The organism is Kordia antarctica, from assembly GCF_009901525.1.
In the GTDB taxonomy this organism is placed as follows: domain Bacteria; phylum Bacteroidota; class Bacteroidia; order Flavobacteriales; family Flavobacteriaceae; genus Kordia; species Kordia antarctica.
Genome location: NZ_CP019288.1, coordinates 980489 through 999192 on the forward strand (window position 1 = coordinate 980489; position 18704 = coordinate 999192).

Annotated in this window: 4 protein-coding genes; all 4 read right to left on the reverse strand. The window is 32.3% G+C overall.

All coding sequences use genetic code 11. The features are described from left to right. Positions 1-22: 22 nt before the first annotated feature. Genes IMCC3317_RS03880 through IMCC3317_RS03895 form a run of 4 tightly spaced genes read right to left on the reverse strand, consistent with a single transcriptional unit; the run spans position 23 to position 18625 of the window. Positions 23-445 carry a nuclear transport factor 2 family protein gene (locus tag IMCC3317_RS03880; protein WP_160128195.1) on the reverse strand — a complete coding sequence of 141 codons (423 nt, stop codon included), beginning with the start codon at positions 443-445 and terminating at the stop codon, positions 23-25. 42 nt (positions 446-487) lie between these two features. Next, on the reverse strand, positions 488-3703 hold the full coding sequence (locus IMCC3317_RS03885) for a type I polyketide synthase (protein WP_160128196.1): 3216 nt from the start codon (positions 3701-3703) through the stop codon (positions 488-490). Position 3704: 1 nt separating this feature from the next. Then, positions 3705-9167 carry a MupA/Atu3671 family FMN-dependent luciferase-like monooxygenase gene (locus tag IMCC3317_RS03890; protein WP_160128197.1) on the reverse strand — a complete coding sequence of 1821 codons (5463 nt, stop codon included), beginning with the start codon at positions 9165-9167 and terminating at the stop codon, positions 3705-3707. Next, a complete protein-coding gene (locus IMCC3317_RS03895; protein WP_160128198.1) occupies positions 9155-18625 on the reverse strand; it encodes a non-ribosomal peptide synthetase in 9471 nt (3156 codons plus the stop codon). The genes IMCC3317_RS03890 and IMCC3317_RS03895 overlap by 13 nt, the downstream gene beginning before the upstream one ends. Positions 18626-18704 lie beyond the last annotated feature (79 nt).

Genomic DNA, 18704 nt, shown 5'->3' on the forward strand with positions numbered 1-18704 from the left:
AAAAGGCTTTAAGCTCTAAATGTTATTCTTGAAACTTATGATGTGTGTATGATTTATGAACTATTTTCCATTCGCCTTTTTCCTTCAGTAATAAGAAATAGTCAATGTATCTTTTTTTAGATTTTGGCATAATAATTTCTGCTTTTGCCATAGCAGCATCGTTTTCATAATCGATAGATATAATTCTTCCAATTCGGTTTTTCTTAACTCCTTGTACAAAATTCTCAATGTATCTTTTTCCTGATCTGCCTTTAATACTGTCACCATCTACATAATATAGGTTTAAATCTGGATGAAATGCCTTTGCTATTCTTTCGGGCTCACCATTTGCTGTTCCTTCAATATAATGTGTCAGCGTAGTTGTAATTTTCTCTATTTCGGTTTGAGCTGATAAGAGCTGTATTCCTAAAAACATAAGGAATAGCATACATGTTGTTTTTTTCATTTTTTTATTTTTTTTATGATTAATATTCTGGTTTAAAGACTTTTAGATGATAAGTTCATTTTCATATTCTGAGCCTTCATGCTGATCTTTCTTACTTTCTACAAGTTGTACTAGTTCTTTTAAAGTATTCTTGGTAAGAATATCCGAAATTGTTAACTCTACTTCTGTACGTATTAAAATTCTATTTAACAATTGTGTAGCTAATAATGAGTTTCCTCCCATTTCAAAATAATTGTCTAATATTCCAACTTTTTCATATCCTAAGACTTCACCCCAAATACCAGCAATTACTTTTGCCATTTCTGTCTCTGGTTCAACATAAATACTATTACCTCTTCTAGTTTCTAAATTTGTATTAGTAATAGCATGCTTTCCTGTTGTTTCTTTATGCTGTATATCATTATACAGTACTTCTATTCTTTCAGAAATTACTTTGTTATTGTTTGGGAACAACGCCTTGATCTTCTTGCGATACTCTTTATGAATTTGATCTAAATCGTTTAGCAATTCTTCTGAAATATGTTTGTCATTTTGCATTCCAACCTCTACTGTCAAACGCAAACGATCATTCTCAAATTTTTCATTTTTTTGATGGTGAGAAACTTTTATGTCTTCAAAATTTTCATATCCGATCTGCAATTGAGGCTTCCAAAAATAATTTTTAGAGAAAGCATAACCAGGTAATGAAATTGTTTTGCCTAAAGCGTTTTCGGGTTTACTAAATGCAATTCCTAAGTTGTTTAGCAATGCTTTTCCTCTGGTATATTGCAGCAAAGCACTTGTTGTATCTGAAGAAGATGGAAGCATATGAACGGTCTTCATGTCTTGTCCATAAGCAGCTTTTATGAAAGATGATAATCCATTTCCGGGTCCTACTTCAATAAACACTGGATTTGTCACATTCTTACGTACTTGATCAACTGCTTCCGTAAATTGTACTGGATTCATAATTTGATCTAGCCAATATTGTCCCGAAGTTAATTCTTTAGAAGATACTTCTTTTCCTGTATATGTAGAATATATACTTACAGATGGTTCTTTGAAGTTTATCTTGGATAAAATTGCAGTAAACTCTTCCAACACACCTGCCATCATAGAAGTATGAAAGGCATGAGAAACTCTCAATTTTTCACAGTTAATTTCTTGACTTTTTAATAATGCAATTTGCTTGTCTATAGCTGCTGTTTCACCACCAATTACTACACTATCTATAATATTGTAAACACATATAGAAACAGATTGCATAAGTAAAGGCGTTAGTTCTTCTTCATTTTTTCTAACAATTGCCATACTTCCTTTAGGCATCATTCCCATTAAGCGGCCTCTGTGATATACAAGTGTTAATGCTTCTTGTAGTGTAAAAACTTCGGCAATACAAGCTGCTACATATTCGCCCAAACTATGACCAATCATAGCTTTTGGTTTTATGCCATTTCGAATCAATTCTTTCGCTAAGCAATATTCTACTATAAATAATGCAACTTGTGTATTTTGAGTCTGATTTAATGCTTCTTGTTGATCGTCAGAAAAAATAATATCTTTAAAAATAGTTGCTGTGAGTTCAGTAAGAAATTCAAAACAAGTATCCATGTCTTTTTTAAACGCAAGATTCTGATTATAAAGATCATACGCCATCTTACTATATTGACTTCCTTGTCCAGGAAATACAAAAACACCAGAAGTTAATTCTCCTTTACTTTCAAAACAACCTTCTAGTTTTTCACTTGCTAATTGAGATAATAATTCTTCTTTATTATGACTTATAGCATTAAATCGATATGGCATTAACTTTCTACAATATAAAGTTGTATACTCAATATTTCTTAAGTCTATTTCGGGAGTCGCTGTGATGTAGTTTACAAGGTTTTCTTTTTGTTTTTGCAGATTTTCTAAATTCTCAGCAGATAAACTGATTATATATGACTGATCTATATCTTTAGTACTTGTTGCTTTTGTTGGTGGTTGCTCTACAATAACATGCACATTTGTTCCTCCAACTCCAAGAGAACTTATTCCTGCTCTTCTTATTTCAAAAGAATCTGACCAAGGTTCTACAGATTTATTCACATAAAAAGGAGATGTTTTTAATTGTAATGCAGGGTTTGCTTCATTATAATTGATGTTTGGTGGCAATACACCTTCATTCACGCACATAACTGCTTTGATTAAGGAAGCAACTCCGGCAGCAGCATCCAAGTGTCCGATATTAGCTTTTACAGAACCTAATGCGCAAAATTGGTCTTTTGTTGTGTATTCTCTAAAAGCTTCTGATAGTGCTGTTACTTCTATTGGATCTCCTATTTTGGTTCCTGTTCCATGTGCTTCAATCATTCCTATGGAATCAGGATTTATATCTGATACAGCTAATGCTTCAAGAATTACATCTCGCTGAAAGTTGACACTTGGCGTTGAATAGCCTTGTTTGTTTGATCCATCATTATTAACAGCTGTTCCTTTTATGAGTCCATAGATTTGATCTTTATCTCTAATTGCATCTTCAGCTCTTTTTAAAATAACAGTTGCCACGCCGCTTCCCATAACTGTTCCACTAGCATTTTTATCAAAAGGTCTGCAAACTCCATCTCGTGCATAAATAGATTCGGGAATATAGAAATAACCAATGCTTTCACTAGAATCAAAAGAAACTCCACCTGCCATTGCCATGTCACATTCATGATTTAATAAACCTTGACATGCTAAATGCACAGCTAATAATGATGTAGAACATGCTGTTTGAACAGTCATTGCTGCTCCAGTTAGATTTAGTTTATATGATATCCATGTCGCTAGAAAATCTTTTTCATTTAAAATTCTATACATTAAAAAATCTACTGGTTCCGTTAATGCGTTTGTTCCTAAAATACGCATTAGGTAAGAGTTTGTAGACATGCCGCAATAGTTTGCAATTGCTATATCTGAATTATCTCCTGCGTAACCTGCGTCTTCCAAAGCATGCCAACTATTTTCGAGTAGTAAGCGAATTTGTGGATCCATTAGAATGGCTTCAGCATTTGATAACCCAAAAAAGTCAGCATCAAAATACTTTGCATTTTCTAACCTTGAACTTGCATTGATAAATAATGGATTGTTTATCGTATTTTCATTAATCCCTAAGTTTCGTATAGTTTCCGCATCTGCTGCTTGTATACTATTTACACCACTTTTGAGGTTTTTCCAGTATTCTGCAATGTTCTTAGCTTTCGGAAATTTGCCTGCCATTCCAATAATAGCAATGTCATTTTCATAATTGTTTTTCATGCTATCTTGAATTTTTCTTAAGTCTTGCTTCTCTTCTTGATTTCCCTTTGTTCATTGCCTTTTTTACCGTTACATCATCTTTTGGAATGTCTGTATTCTTGACTAAGCTTACCTGTTGCAAAATGGTTGGGTTACGGAATAATTCGATGAGAGAAAAAGTAACATTAAACTCTGTTTGAAGTCTTTCATGTAATAATACTATTTCTATTGAATTTCCTCCAGCTTCAAATATGCTGACACTTGGATCTATGTTTTCCTTTTTTAGAACTTCACTCCAAACACGATATATTTTTTGTTCTGTTGGACTTGTTAATTGAACTTTTCCTTTTTTGGGTTGAATTTTAGTTTCCGCTTTAAATTGCTTTAACTTTATTCTATCTACTTTACCATTTTCCATTAGAGGTATTGAAGGAACAAAAGAAATTTCTTTAGGAATCATATAATCGGGAAGCTTTTTACGTAAGCTATCGTTCATGATTTTTTCGTCCAATTGTGTCCATAAGTTTTGTAGTGAAGTATTCTCTTCTTGTCCAAAGTTTAAATTTGTAGCATACAACATATATGTGTTTTCTTCTGCTGCCACTTCTATATTTCCCATCACTAATTCTTCTACATTTACTGTATAGCCTTTGGAGAATAATAAGTCTTTAATGATTTCAAGGTTGTTATCACCATCTACTTCTACAGCTAATTGACGAATTCTGTTCCAATGTTCTTCGCGAATTCCATCAAGTACTAAGCATTCACTTTTCTCTACATCTAATTTTAATAAATCTACTGTCTGAATGTCTAATTCGTCTAAAATATCAGATACAGTAGTAAGTTTACAAGTGACTTTTTCAGTTTCATAAAGCGATGATAAATATTCACGATATTCTGCTGATGTATCACTTGAGTTTTGAAATTCTTTATAGAGTGATTGTACAATTTCTTTGGTTTCGCTCGATGCGGATTCCGGTTCTTTTTCTAACATGTTTCTATCATGTTGAATGTATTGATCTATAGATTCTAAGATTGTTTCTTTATCTGCAAATCTTCCTGACATTCCTGCCATTTGAGGGTAATAGTTAAATACAGCTTCTTCATTTTTATCAGAGATTCCATAATTGAATACTTTTCCTTTTATGTTTCTATATTCAAAATTCTTTTTTAGTGCTGAAAATATTTCAGGAATCGGTTCAAAAGCTATCACAGTTGCATCTGGATGTTTTTCACTAATGTCTATACTGAAAGTTCCTATGTTTGCACCGACATCTAGTACCAAGCCATTTTCAGGAATTGAAATGTTATGTCTGAAGTAGATTCCATTTTTAATAATTTCATCATATAACATTCCAAGTTGTCTATCAGATTGATGATATACAGTACTTCCGTCAGGGAATTTAAATGGTCTTGCCTGTTTTTCTAATGGCAATTCTTTGTAATCTCCATGCACTATTTCTTCCTGTACTATATATGCTGATAAATGTGAAGTTTCTCCTGTTTTATTATGGATCACTTTACAACTTTTAACTCCAGGAACCATTGCAATTGTTCCTTCTACTTCTTCAATTTCGATTCGATACCCATTAATTTTTACTTGATCATCTTTTCGACCTATGTATTCTAATTTTCCTGAAGTTGTTAGCTTCATCAAATCACCTGTTTTGTAATAGCGCTGCGTTCCAATGTTTGGAATCTCAATATTTTTAAATTTTTCTGCTGTTAATTCTGGATTGTTATAATATCCTTTCGCTAATCCAAGTCCGCCAATATATAACTCTCCTACAGTTCCTAAAGGAACAGGTTGTTCATATTCATTAAGTAATATTAAATCAGTATTGAACATAGGATTTCCAATACGTACATCATTCTGTGTTATTTCTCTCCATGCAGACCATATAGTAGTTTCTGTTGGCCCATACATGTTAAAAAATGTGCTTTTTGTAGTGCTAGTCAACCCTTTTATCAAATCTTTACTTATAGCTTCTCCTCCTATTAACCAATGCGTTATAGACGATAAATGCTTGCCTTTACTTTGATTGTGTAAATTTAAAACTAACCTAGATAAAGATGGAGTCATTTGAACATGTGTTATAGCATATTCGTCAATTAAATCTAATTCTGTTTTTTGATTGTCTAAATTTAATTGTGCGCTTAAATCTACTTTAGCATTAAATATTTTTTTCGCTTCAACAATACGTTCAAGGCTTCGAAGTACTAAATCATCTTCAACTCCAAAATCTACTAAACAAGCAATTTCCGTGACTCCAATTTTTTTGACACTTGAAAGCATTTTTTGACACGATTCTGGTGAGCCAATTAATGTATTCTCTTTACTAAATTTTTGATATGCAGCATCAATAAGTACATCTAGTTGTGAATGTACATCAAGGTCTAGTTCTTTTGCCAAAGGTTCCATCAGTTTAATAGATGTCCCTAGGTATTCTTTAAAAGGTTGCTCACTTATTTGAGCAGCTTTTTTATTACTTTCATCTATATATGTATGGAGCATTAGAGACACTGTTTTATCTTCTACTTTAAAACCATTGTCTGTTAATGCTTGCTGATATATCGCTATGTTATTACTTAAACTTTCAAGAGTTTGCCCTAACATATGAGTAAGTAAGTTTGCGCCTATTTCTCCTGCATATTTGAAAGTTGCAGGACTTCCTGCCGCTGTGATCCAAAGCGGTAATTCCTTTTGTATTGGTTTTGGACGAATTTTGATTTCAAAATCATTTCCAATTCCATTTTTTCTTACTACTGGTGTCCCTTTCCATAGGTTTCGAAGTTCTTTTATTCGATCTCTCATGTCTTGATGTCTACCTTTGTAGTCAGAATTGAAAAATACAAAGTCATCTGGTTGCCATCCTGAGGCAATACTCATTCCAACTCTTCCGTGACTTAGGTTATCTATGATTGACCATTCTTCTGCTACTCTAATTGGATCATGTAATGGTAATACTACACTTCCTGATCTAATATTTATATTTTTTGTTGAAACTGCTAAAGCACTTCCTATGACAGCTGGACTTGCAAAAGCGCCTCCAAATTCGCCAAAATGTCGTTCTGGAGTCCATATTGCTGAAAATCCATTTTCATCAGAATATTTAGCAGTATTTAGCAGTAAATCATATTTTGATTCGGTCTTTTTATCAGCACCAAAAAACATGACACTAAAGTCTAGTTTTTTGTCTCCGTCTGAAATATTTTCTGGTATTAGTTTGTATGGATTTGTTTGTTGTAATACAACTGAATGTCCTCTAGAAATTGTCCAAACAAGTTCCAATATTGAAATATCAAAGTTAATACTTGTTTGTGCTAACCATTTTTGTCGAGCTGCATTTGAAAAAGTTGCATCGAGTCCAACCAAGAAATTGTCTAGGCTTTTGTGTGTTATTTCAATTCCTTTTGGCTTTCCTGTTGTTCCAGAAGTGAAGATGATATACGCAATGTTATTTCCATCATATGCTTCTTTTGTTATTTCTGCTGAATTAGTTTCTACTACATGATCAAGAAGCAACAATCTCTTTTCGTTGGTTTCTTTTAAGAATAAATCTTGTAAGGATTGTAACGTAATTAGACATTTCGGATTGACTTCTTCAATGATTTGATCTATTTTTTCAGAAGAATACACAGGATCGAGTGGCACATATACTGCTCCTAGTTTGAAGCAAGCAAAAATACTTGCAATCATATCCATATTACGTAGTAAACTGATTCCAACATGATCACCAGATTGCACTCCTTTTTCTTGTAATAAATAAGTGATTTCTGATATTCTGTTTCCTAATTCTCCATAATTGTATTTAATATCATTACAAATAATTGCTATTTCATCTGGATGGTTTAGAACTTGATTCTCTAGTGAATCATATGCTCCTAAAGTTCCAGATATGTCTACGTTTTTTCCTTGTAATTTTTTACATGTATCAGCTAGTTCGTCAGCATTTACCATGTTTATTTCAAAAATGTTCTTATTTGGTGTTTCCAATATAGCATTTACAAATACTTCAAAATGATTTGCCATGTTGGCTATCGTAGATTCATTAAATAAATCTGTATTGAATTCCCATAATAATATTAACTCATCTGTAGCTTCTTGAATATTTAGACTAAGATCATATTTTGCAGTATTTGTTTGATTTCCTATAGGTTCAAGTTCAATTCCCTGCATATCTACAGCGCCTTGTTCTTTGTTTTGTAAGGTTAGTAATATTTGGAATAAAGGATTGTGACTTAGATTTCTATCTACTTTCAATTGTTCCACTACTTTTTCAAATGGAAATTGTTGATGCTCATATGCTCCTTCTAAGACTTTTTTACTTTGACGTACAAGTTCTTGAAAACCTGGATTCTCAGAAAGGTCACTTTTCAATACTAAAAGATTCATGAAAAATCCAACAAGGTCTTTCGTTTCTTTTCTTTCTCTATTTGCTACTGGACTACCTACAACAATACATTTTTCATTGCTATATCGTGCCAGAAATGCTGAAAATACAGCATGCATTCCCATGAATAATGAAGCTTGCTCAGATTTACATATGTTATATAATCCTTCTAGTGATGCCTTACCAATATGAGATACGATGGTTTTACCATTGAATGTTTGCTCAATTGGTCTCGGTTTGTCCATAGAAAGATTGTGTACTACCGGAATATCTTGTAATTGATTTTTCCAATACTCGACATGTTGATCCCAAACTTTTCCGCTAAGCCATTTTCGTTGCCATAAAGAATAGTCTGCATATTGAATTGGTAATTTAGGAAGTTCTATATTTTCTTCTCCGGTAATATAGTTGGTATAGAATACGTTTAATTCTTTTAGTAAAATTCCTATCGACCAACCATCTGAAACAATATGGTGCATATTTACTAGTAAGACATGTTCTGACTTATCAGTTTTCAGCAATTGTGCTCTTAATAATAAATCATTGGCTAAGTCAAAGATATAATCTCTTTCTGCTCTGATGTAATTATCAACTTCTATTTCAATATTTTTTGACGTTGTTGTAAGATTATCTAAAGGAATTTTGAATGTTTCTAGGCTTTGTATTTTTTGAATTGGGTCGCCAGTTTCATTAATCACAAAATTGGTTCGCAATATAGCATGTCGTTCTAAAATTGAAGAAAACGTTTTGTTTAATGCTTTGTAGTCTAACGCGCCTTTTAATTTAAACGCAGAAAATAAGTTATATGAATTACTTCCATCATTGATGCGATCTAAGAGCCACAAACTCTGCTGTGAAAAGGAAAGTGGAATTATAGCATCTTCAGAAGCCCTAGCAATTTTAGTGGTTTGCTCTGCTCTAGTTTCAATTAATGAAATAATAGCTACCTTGTTTTCTTTAAGAAATATTTTATCTTCTGTTAAGAGTTTTTTAAGTTCTCCTCGTACCAATAGCTTATCTCCTGAAACTTCAAAACTAATTCCATTTTGGATTAATTTAGCCAACTTTTGTTTTATTGTTAAATCTCCCATATCTCTGTTTTGTTACTAATGTCTTCTTGTGTATCTGTTGAAAACCCCTGTTTTAGCATTAGCTCATCTTCTATAAGTGATGCTAAATCTGTGATGTTTTTTGCTATGAATACATTTTTCAAGGATATTTGAATGTCATATTTTTCATTTATTTCATATAACATTCTTGTGATATGTAATGAATGACCTCCGATTTCGAAAAAATCATCCAACACTCCGATTTTTGATATATTTAATAGGTGTTCCCATATCAAAACTAGTTCCTTTTCTATATCAGTTTCTGGTGCTTTGTAATTATCAATGTTCGCTTTTTGAATATCAATAGCGAGCAATTTATTCTTATCCGTTTTACCATTTGGCATTAATGGAATTGCATCCAATATTTCAAAATAAGCAGGAATCATGTATAACGGTAACTTTTCAGTAAGATGACTTCTTACTGCTGTAATATCAATAGTCTCTCCTGTAACATATGCCGAGAGATACTTCTCTCCAGATTCCTCTTTAATCAAAACAACTGCTTGTTGTATGCTAGCGTGTTCTTGTAATGTGTATGCGATCTCTTCTAGTTCTATACGATAACCTCTTAGTTTTACTTGATGATCTTTTCTTCCTATAAAACCTATGTTTCCATCTGGCAACCAATATCCTAAATCGCCTGTGAGATACATTTTCTCTCCTGCCACAAAAGGGTTTGTAATAAACTTTTGATCTGTTAATTCTTCTTTGTTTAAATATCCTTTGGAAAGTCCTTTTCCTGAAATACCAATCTCACCAATCAGTCCTTCTCCTTGTAAAGATTGTTCTTCTGATAAGATGTAAAAATTAGTTCCATCTATAGGTCTTCCTATTGGTAAGGATGTATCATGATGCTTTGTGATTCGATAACAGCTACTATAGGTTGTAGCTTCTGATGGTCCGTATAAGTTTCGTAATTCTATTGGAAAATCAATAAGTTTATTACTCAAAGCAATTGGTATTGGTTCGCCAGCCATATTAATTGCAACGACTTGCTCTAAAGAAATTTTTCTCTCTACAAGGTTTTCTATAACCGAAGGAACTGTATTGATGAAAATTTCTCTATCCGTTTCTATATAATTTGGAATGTCTAATGCATTTGTTAGCAATCGTATTTGTTTCCCGATACTTAGCGGATAAAACATTTCATAGAGAGATAAGTCAAAACAATGTGATGTTGAAGCGTACATTGTTTGAAAGTCTGTATCTCCAAATTCTTTTTTACACCATATTATAAAAGCTACTAGGTTGCCATGTGAAATTTGAACGCCTTTTGGTTTTCCTGTAGAGCCAGATGTGTAAATTATATACGCTGTGTCTTGCTGTGAAATTGGTACCAATGGAGATTCCATAGATACATCATTTTCAAGAAAAATAGCTATCTCATTTTGAGTAATACTTAGTACACAAGCACTGTCTTTTTCTATATATTGAATTCTATCTGCTGGATATGCGATATCTATTGGAACATATACTGCGCCAGATTTTAGTACTGCCAGTATCGTTATGATAAGCCATTTGTTGCGTTCGAGTTTGATTCCGACGAAATCGCCTGTTTTTATGTTTTTCTCAGCAATTAAATAGTTCGCTAATTCATTTGATTTTTCATCAAGTTCTTTATAAGTAATTGATTCAGTATCACTAACAATGGCAACAGCATTTGGCGTTTCCTTACATTGCTGCGCTAAGATATTGAGTATTGTCTCTTCTTTATTTGTATTGCTTAGTATTGATCTCTGTGCTATTAGTTTTAATTCTTCTTCCTTTGGAAGATAGTTCACTTTTGCAACTGAATGCGTCGGATTATTGATCGCTTCCACTACAAAATTCTCTAAATAGCTGATCATTTTATCAATTACAAAACGATCATAGATATCTGTATTGTAAGAGATTGAAACACTTATAGTGTCTTGCGATTCTATAAATGAAAAACTGATATCAAATTGACTACTTTGATTCTCATAACCTGAATATGGTTCTATTGCTGTTCCTGAAAAACCTTTTCTTTCTACATATAAATCATGTTGATTGTGTAAAACAACCATCACATCAAATAATGCAGATCTAGAAGTATTTCTTTTTATTTGAAGTTCTTCTAGTAAATTATCAAAAGGATATTCTTGATGTGAATATGCGCCGATTAATACTTGTTTTTGTTTTTGTAATAGATCACTAAAAGTATCTTGACTTTCAAAGCGTGTGCGGATTACAAGTGTATTTAAAAATAATCCTATTTGATTTTCAATCGCAGTTTTATGTCTTCCAGCAACAGGAGTTCCCAGAGTAATGTCTGTTAATTCAGTATATCTATATAATAAACCATTGATTGCTGCCATTAATCCCATAAATAGCGTAGCATCATTTTCCTTTACTTTGTTTCTTAACTTCTCAGTGAACTCAGTTGTAAAAACATGTGATGTTTGGCTTCCATTATAGGTTTTAATTGCTGGTCTAGCATGCGACATTGGTAACTCTAACACAGGAATTTCTCCCGAAAGTTGTTGAGACCAATATTGTTTTGCTTCTTCTAATGGCGCATGTTTTGCGTTTTCTAAATAATATGCATAGTCTTTAAATTGGAAAGATAAATCTTGGTCTGTAAGAGTATTTCCAGCTTTTAAAAGGTTGTAGTTTTCTACAACTTCTTTGAATAATACTTCTATTGACCAACCATCGCCAATTATATGATGCAGGTTTATTAATATAATATGTGCTTTTTCATCAACCGCTATTGCACTGATTTTTAAAAGTGGTGCTTTGGTTAAATCAAATGTATGTGTTGTGAAGTTTTGAACTATGGATGCTATTTCTTGTTCGTCTGTTGTATGATATACATCTATTATATTTTTAACTTCATTTTTAGGAATTATAATTTGCTGGACTCCTTCTGAACTTGATTTGAAATAGGTTCGCAAGCTTTCATGTCTTGCTACAACATGATTTACAGCTTCTTGAAAAAGTGAAATATTAAAAAAACCAGTGATTTTTAATGCACTATTTATATTATATGCAATGCTTCCACCATCAAACTGACTCAAGGTCCAGATTCTTCTTTGGGAAGATGTTGTAGGATATGCAACCATTTCTGGAGCTTTTGAAATTCCTATTTCTTCGTCTATCGTATTCAACAATGGGATAATTCCAGCAATGGTAGGATTTTGGAATATTTCTTTCATTCCAAGATCATATCCTTTTTCTTCTAATGCGTTTATAAATCGAACTGCTTTTAAACTGTGTCCGCCCAATTCAAAGAAATTATCTTCAATACCAACCTTATCAATGTTTAATAGGTGTTCCCATATCAAAACTAGTTCCTTTTCTATATCAGTTTTTGGTGCTTTGTAATTATCAATGTTCGCTTTTTGAATATCAATAGCGAGCAATTTATTCTTATCCGTTTTACCATTTGGCATTAATGGAATTGCATCCAATATTTCAAAATAAGCAGGAATCATATAGAGCGGTAACTTTTCAGTAAGATGACTTCTTACTGCTGTAATATCAATAGCCTCTCCTGTAACATATGCCGAGAGATACTTCTCTCCAGATTCCTCTTTAATCAAAACAACTGCTTGTTGTATGCTAGCGTGTTCTTGTAATGTGTATGCGATCTCTTCTAGTTCTATACGATAACCTCTTAGTTTTACTTGATGATCTTTTCTTCCTATAAAACCTATGTTTCCATCTGGCAACCAATATCCTAAATCGCCTGTGAGATACATTTTCTCTCCTGCCACAAAAGGGTTTGTAATAAACTTTTGATCTGTTAATTCTTCTTTGTTTAAATATCCTTTGGAAAGTCCTTTTCCTGAAATACCAATCTCACCAATCAGTCCTTCTCCTTGTAAAGATTGTTCTTCTGATAAGATGTAAAAATTAGTTCCATCTATAGGTCTTCCTATTGGTAAGGATGCATCATGATGCTTTGTGATTCGATAACAACTACTATAGGTTGTAGCTTCTGATGGTCCGTATAAGTTTCGTAATTCTATTGGAAAATCAATAAGTTTATTACTCAAAGCAATTGGTATTGGTTCGCCAGCCATATTAATTGCAACGACTTGCTCTAAAGAAATTTTTCTCTCTACAAGGTTTTCTATAACCGAAGGAACTGTATTGATGAAAATTTCTCTATCCGTTTCTATATAATTTGGAATGTCTAATGCATTTGTTAGCAATCGTATTTGTTTCCCGATACTTAGCGGATAAAACATTTCATAGAGAGATAAGTCAAAACAATGTGATGTTGAAGCGTACATTGTTTGAAAGTCTGTATCTCCAAATTCTTTTTTACACCATGTTATAAAAGCTACTAGGTTGCCATGTGAAATTTGAACGCCTTTTGGTTTTCCTGTAGAGCCAGATGTGTAAATTATATACGCTGTGTCTTGCTGTGAAATTGGTACCGATGGAGGTTCTATAGATACATCATTTTCAAGAAAAATAGCTATCTCATTTTGAGTAATACTTAGTACACAAGCACTGTCTTTTTCTATATATTGAATTCTATCTGCTGGATATGCGATATCTATTGGAACATATACTGCGCCAGATTTTAGTACTGCCAGTATCGTTATGATAAGCCATTTGTTGCGTTCGAGTTTGATTCCGACGAAATCGCCTGTTTTTATGTTTTTCTCAGCAATTAAATAGTTTGCTAATTCATTTGATTTTTCATCAAGTTCTTTATAAGTAATTGATTCAGTATCACTAACAATGGCAACAGCATTTGGCGTTTCCTTACATTGCTGCGCTAAGATATTGAGTATTGTCTCTTCTTTATTTGTATTGCTTAGTATTGATCTCTGTGCTATTAGTTTTAATTCTTCTTCCTTTGGAAGATAGTTCACTTTTGCAACTGAATGCGTCGGATTATTGATCGCTTCCACTACAAAATTCTCTAAATAGCTGATCATTTTATCAATTACAAAACGATCATAGATATCTGTATTGTAAGAGATTGAAACACTTATAGTGTCTTGCGATTCTATAAATGAAAAACTGATATCAAATTGACTACTTTGATTCTCATAACCTGAATATGGTTCTATTGCTGTTCCTGAAAAACCTTTTCTTTCTACATATAAATCATGTTGATTGTGTAAAACAACCATCACATCAAATAATGCAGATCTAGAAGTATTTCTTTTTATTTGAAGTTCTTCTAGTAAATTATCAAAAGGATATTCTTGATGTGAATATGCGCCGATTAATACTTGTTTTTGTTTTTGTAATAGATCACTAAAAGTATCTTGACTTTCAAAGCGTGTGCGGATTACAAGTGTATTTAAAAATAATCCTATTTGATTTTCAATCGCAGTTTTATGTCTTCCAGCAACAGGAGTTCCCAGAGTAATGTCTGTTAATTCAGTATATCTATATAATAAACCATTGATTGCTGCCATTAATCCCATAAATAGCGTAGCATCATTTTCCTTTACTTTGTTTCTTAACTTCTCAGTGAACTCAGTTGTAAAAACATGTGATGTTTGGCTTCCATTATAGGTTTTAATTGCTGGTCTAGCATGCGACATTGGTAACTCTAACACAGGAATTTCTCCCGAAAGTTGTTGAGACCAATATTGTTTTGCTTCTTCTAATGGCGCATGTTTTGCGTTTTCTAAATAATATGCATAGTCTTTAAATTGGAAAGATAAATCTTGGTCTGTAAGAGTATTTCCAGCTTTTAAAAGGTTGTAGTTTTCTACAACTTCTTTGAATAATACTTCTATTGACCAACCATCGCCAATTATATGATGTAGGTTTATTAATATAATATGCGCTTTTTCATCAACCGCTATTGCACTGATTTTTAAAAGTGATGCTTTGGTTAAATCAAATGTATGTGTTGTGAAGTTTTGAACTATGGATGCTATTTCTTGTTCGTCTGTTGTATGATATATATCTATTATATTTTTAACTTCATTTTTAGGAATTATAATTTGCTGGACTCCTTCTGAACTTGATTTGAAATAGGTTCGCAAGCTTTCATGTCTTGCTACAACATGATTTACAGCTTCTTGAAAAAGTGAAATATTAAAAAAACCAGTGATTTTTAATGCACTATTTATATTATATGCAATGCTTCCACCATCAAACTGACTCAAGGTCCAGATTCTTCTTTGGGAAGATGTTGTAGGATATGCAACCATTTCTGGAGCTTTTGAAATTCCTATTTCTTCGGCTATTGTATTCAACAATGGGATAATTCCAGCAATGGTAGGATTTTGGAATATTTCCTTCATTCCAAGATCATATCCTTTTTCTTCTAATGCGTTTATAAATCGAACTGCTTTTAAACTGTGTCCGCCCAATTCAAAGAAATTATCTTCAATACCAACCTTATCAATGTTTAATAGGTGTTCCCATATCAAAACTAGTTCCTTTTCTATATCAGTTTTTGGTGCTTTGTAGAAGCTTGTTTTTACTTTTTGCGTTTTAAATTCTAGTAACTTTTTCTTGTCAATTTTTCCATTAATTGTAACTGGAAACACCTCAAGCAACGAAAATTCTTGTGGTATCATGTATTCAGGAACTTTTCGTACTAATTCCTTTTTGAGTTCAACAGTATCAACAGATACTCCTGTTATGTATGCAACTAAGGTTTTCTCGTCATTTTGTATTTTGGGAAGTACAACTACACCAGAGACACTTTTATGTTCTGCGATTGTTTTTTCTATTTCTCCGAGTTCAATTCGGTAACCTCTTATTTTTACTTGACTGTCGTTTCTACCAACAAAAATTATAGTACCATTGGAAGTCCAATATCCTATATCTCCTGTTCTATATATATACTGATTGGCTTGATAAGGATGTGAAATAAACTTTTCTGCCGTTAATTCGGAGTGATTTAAATATCCTGATGATAATCCTTCACCAGCAATACAAATTTCTCCTTTTATTCCAATTGGTGATAAGTCTGTTCCTTTTGGATCTAAGATTAATACTTGCCTATTTGCAATTGGCATTCCTATAGGAATTTTTTCTTCTTGTTTATCAATGTGATAATACGTCGCGCACACTGTACTTTCAGTTGGTCCATATGTATTGAAGACATTTATTTTTTGATATAAATTAACAATATCACTAAATTGTAATTCATCGCCACCACTAATAAGTGTTTTAAGATGTTCTAGTTTATATTTTTCTATATGTTGATTAAGGTATTGTAATACATATGGATTTGTACTTAGTATCGTTACTTTATGATATTCGCATAATTCAAATAGCTTATTAAAATCGGATTTGTCTTCATGAAAAACTAACCTTCCACCACTCGTGAGTATTGGAAAAATTTCTTCAACAGAAGTATCAAACGAAATACTTGCCTGTTGCATTATTGTATCTTTTGATGATAGCTTAAAATATGTCGCAAAGGTTTTTACATAATCTGACATTGCGCGATAAGAAATAGGAACTCCTTTTGGTTTTCCTGTAGATCCAGACGTATAAATAATGTATGCGGTAGATTCTGGTCTAATTTGAACATCAAATGTTTTAGATTCTTCTAGAAGATGCGTTTTTATTTCTTTCAACCTTTTAGCTGTAATAACGAATTGACAGTTGGTATCTTCTTCTATATATTTTTTTCTTACTTTAGGATAAGACGGATCTATCGGAATATATGTGCCTCCTATTTTTAGGATCGCCAACATGGTAATAATAGTCCATGCTTCTCTAGGTAATTCAATTCCGATGTAAATCGAATCTTTAAAGTCATAATTTTTGCTGAAATAATTTGCCAATTGATTGCTATAATCCTCCATTTCTTGATATGAAATTGTATGGCTATTATCATGCAGTGCAATATTTTCAGGATTTGTATTTACTTGATGTTGTAGTTGGTCTATTAATAGAAAACGTTCTGCATACGGATTGATTGTCGCATTAAATTCTGTGCGTATTTTGTGCTCTTCTTGTGCTGAAATAATAGAGATAGAATCAATTGGTATTGTTGGCTTTTCAATGCCTTTATTTATAAAGCGTTCAAAATGCTGAAGCAGTTTTTCAACAAATACAGCATCATAGATATCTGTATTGTATTCTACTGTAACTCGAAGATCATTTTCTGTTTCAAAGAAAACAAAACTTAAATCTTGCTGACTTACGTGTCTCTCGATTCCTGAATACTCTTTGGCATTGATTCCTTTGAGTTCGTTTTGATCATTAATTTCTAAATTTCTATGATTTTGTAGTAAAACCATGATATCAAAAAGTGGAGATCGAGACGTATTTTTTGGTATTTGTAATTCGTTTATTAATTTGGTAAAAGGATACTCTTTATTTTTATAAGCTTCTAAAAGCATCTCTTTTTGTTCTTGCATTAAAGCTGCAAAAGTTATGCTTTCATCAAAGTAAGATCGTATGGCTAAGGCATTAGAATATAATCCTATTTGATTTTCTAAATCTTGATGTTCTCTTCCAGCAACCGTAGTTCCTAATGTAATATCTGTTTGCCCTGTGTATTTGTAAAACACTCCATTTAATCCTCCAAATAACACCATAAATAGTGTCATTTTTTCCTCTTGAATGTATTGCTTTATTTTTGATACTACAGCTCTAGAAATACTATAATCAAAGGTATTTCCATCATACGTTTTTATAGCAGGTCGTTTCTTATGCGAAAGATTTAATGGAGGCGAATATGTTTCAAATTTTGATTTCCAATAGTTTAGTTTTTCTTCGTATTGTGTAGTTGTAAGTTGCTCATTTAACCATTCGCTGTAATCTTTGTATTGAATTTGAAGTTCGTTTGTTTCAATCTCCAATCCATTTATAAGTGCATTGTATCCTTGTATTACTTCTTTGGATAGTAATTGTAAAGACCAACCATCACCTACAATATGATGTAATAATACAACAAGAATGTGATCATTTTTTCCGTTACTGAGTAAAGATGCTGAGATTGGAAGTCCTTGCTTCAAATCAAATTTTTTATCGTGTAACTTTTCTATTTCATGATGAAGCGATTTTGTATTGAAATCATTATGTTGTATTGTATTAATTTTAATCGTTGCTTTTGTGGCATCAAGAATGTACTGCTTCACTTCTCCTTCCTGATTTTTCTTAAATACTGTTCGTAAACTTTCATGCTTATTTACTATTCCCTGAAAGGTTTGTTCTAAAACATCTGAATCTAATGCGCCTTCAAGCTGCAATGTAGCCGCAATAGTATATGCCTTTCCTCCATCTAAATATTCATGTGTAAACCACATAAAATATTGTGTTGGCGTAAGGTCGTAAAAAGCTTTTTCCTTGACTTTAGGAATAGAGGTTCCTGAGGAAAGGAAAGCAAGTAAATAAGGTTTATTGGCTTTTATTTCTCCTAATATTTCCTTATTCAAAACTCCTTTTGGAGCATTCACTTTTAAGTTCCCTTCTACTACTCGTAATTGAATACCAAGGTTAAATAGTTTTTCTATTAATTGTTTCTTTTTCAAAGTATATACTACTAAAAATGTTTACTAAATTCTAACCGATTAATCAGGCTGAATTTACTTTTTGTTAAGAATGGTTATT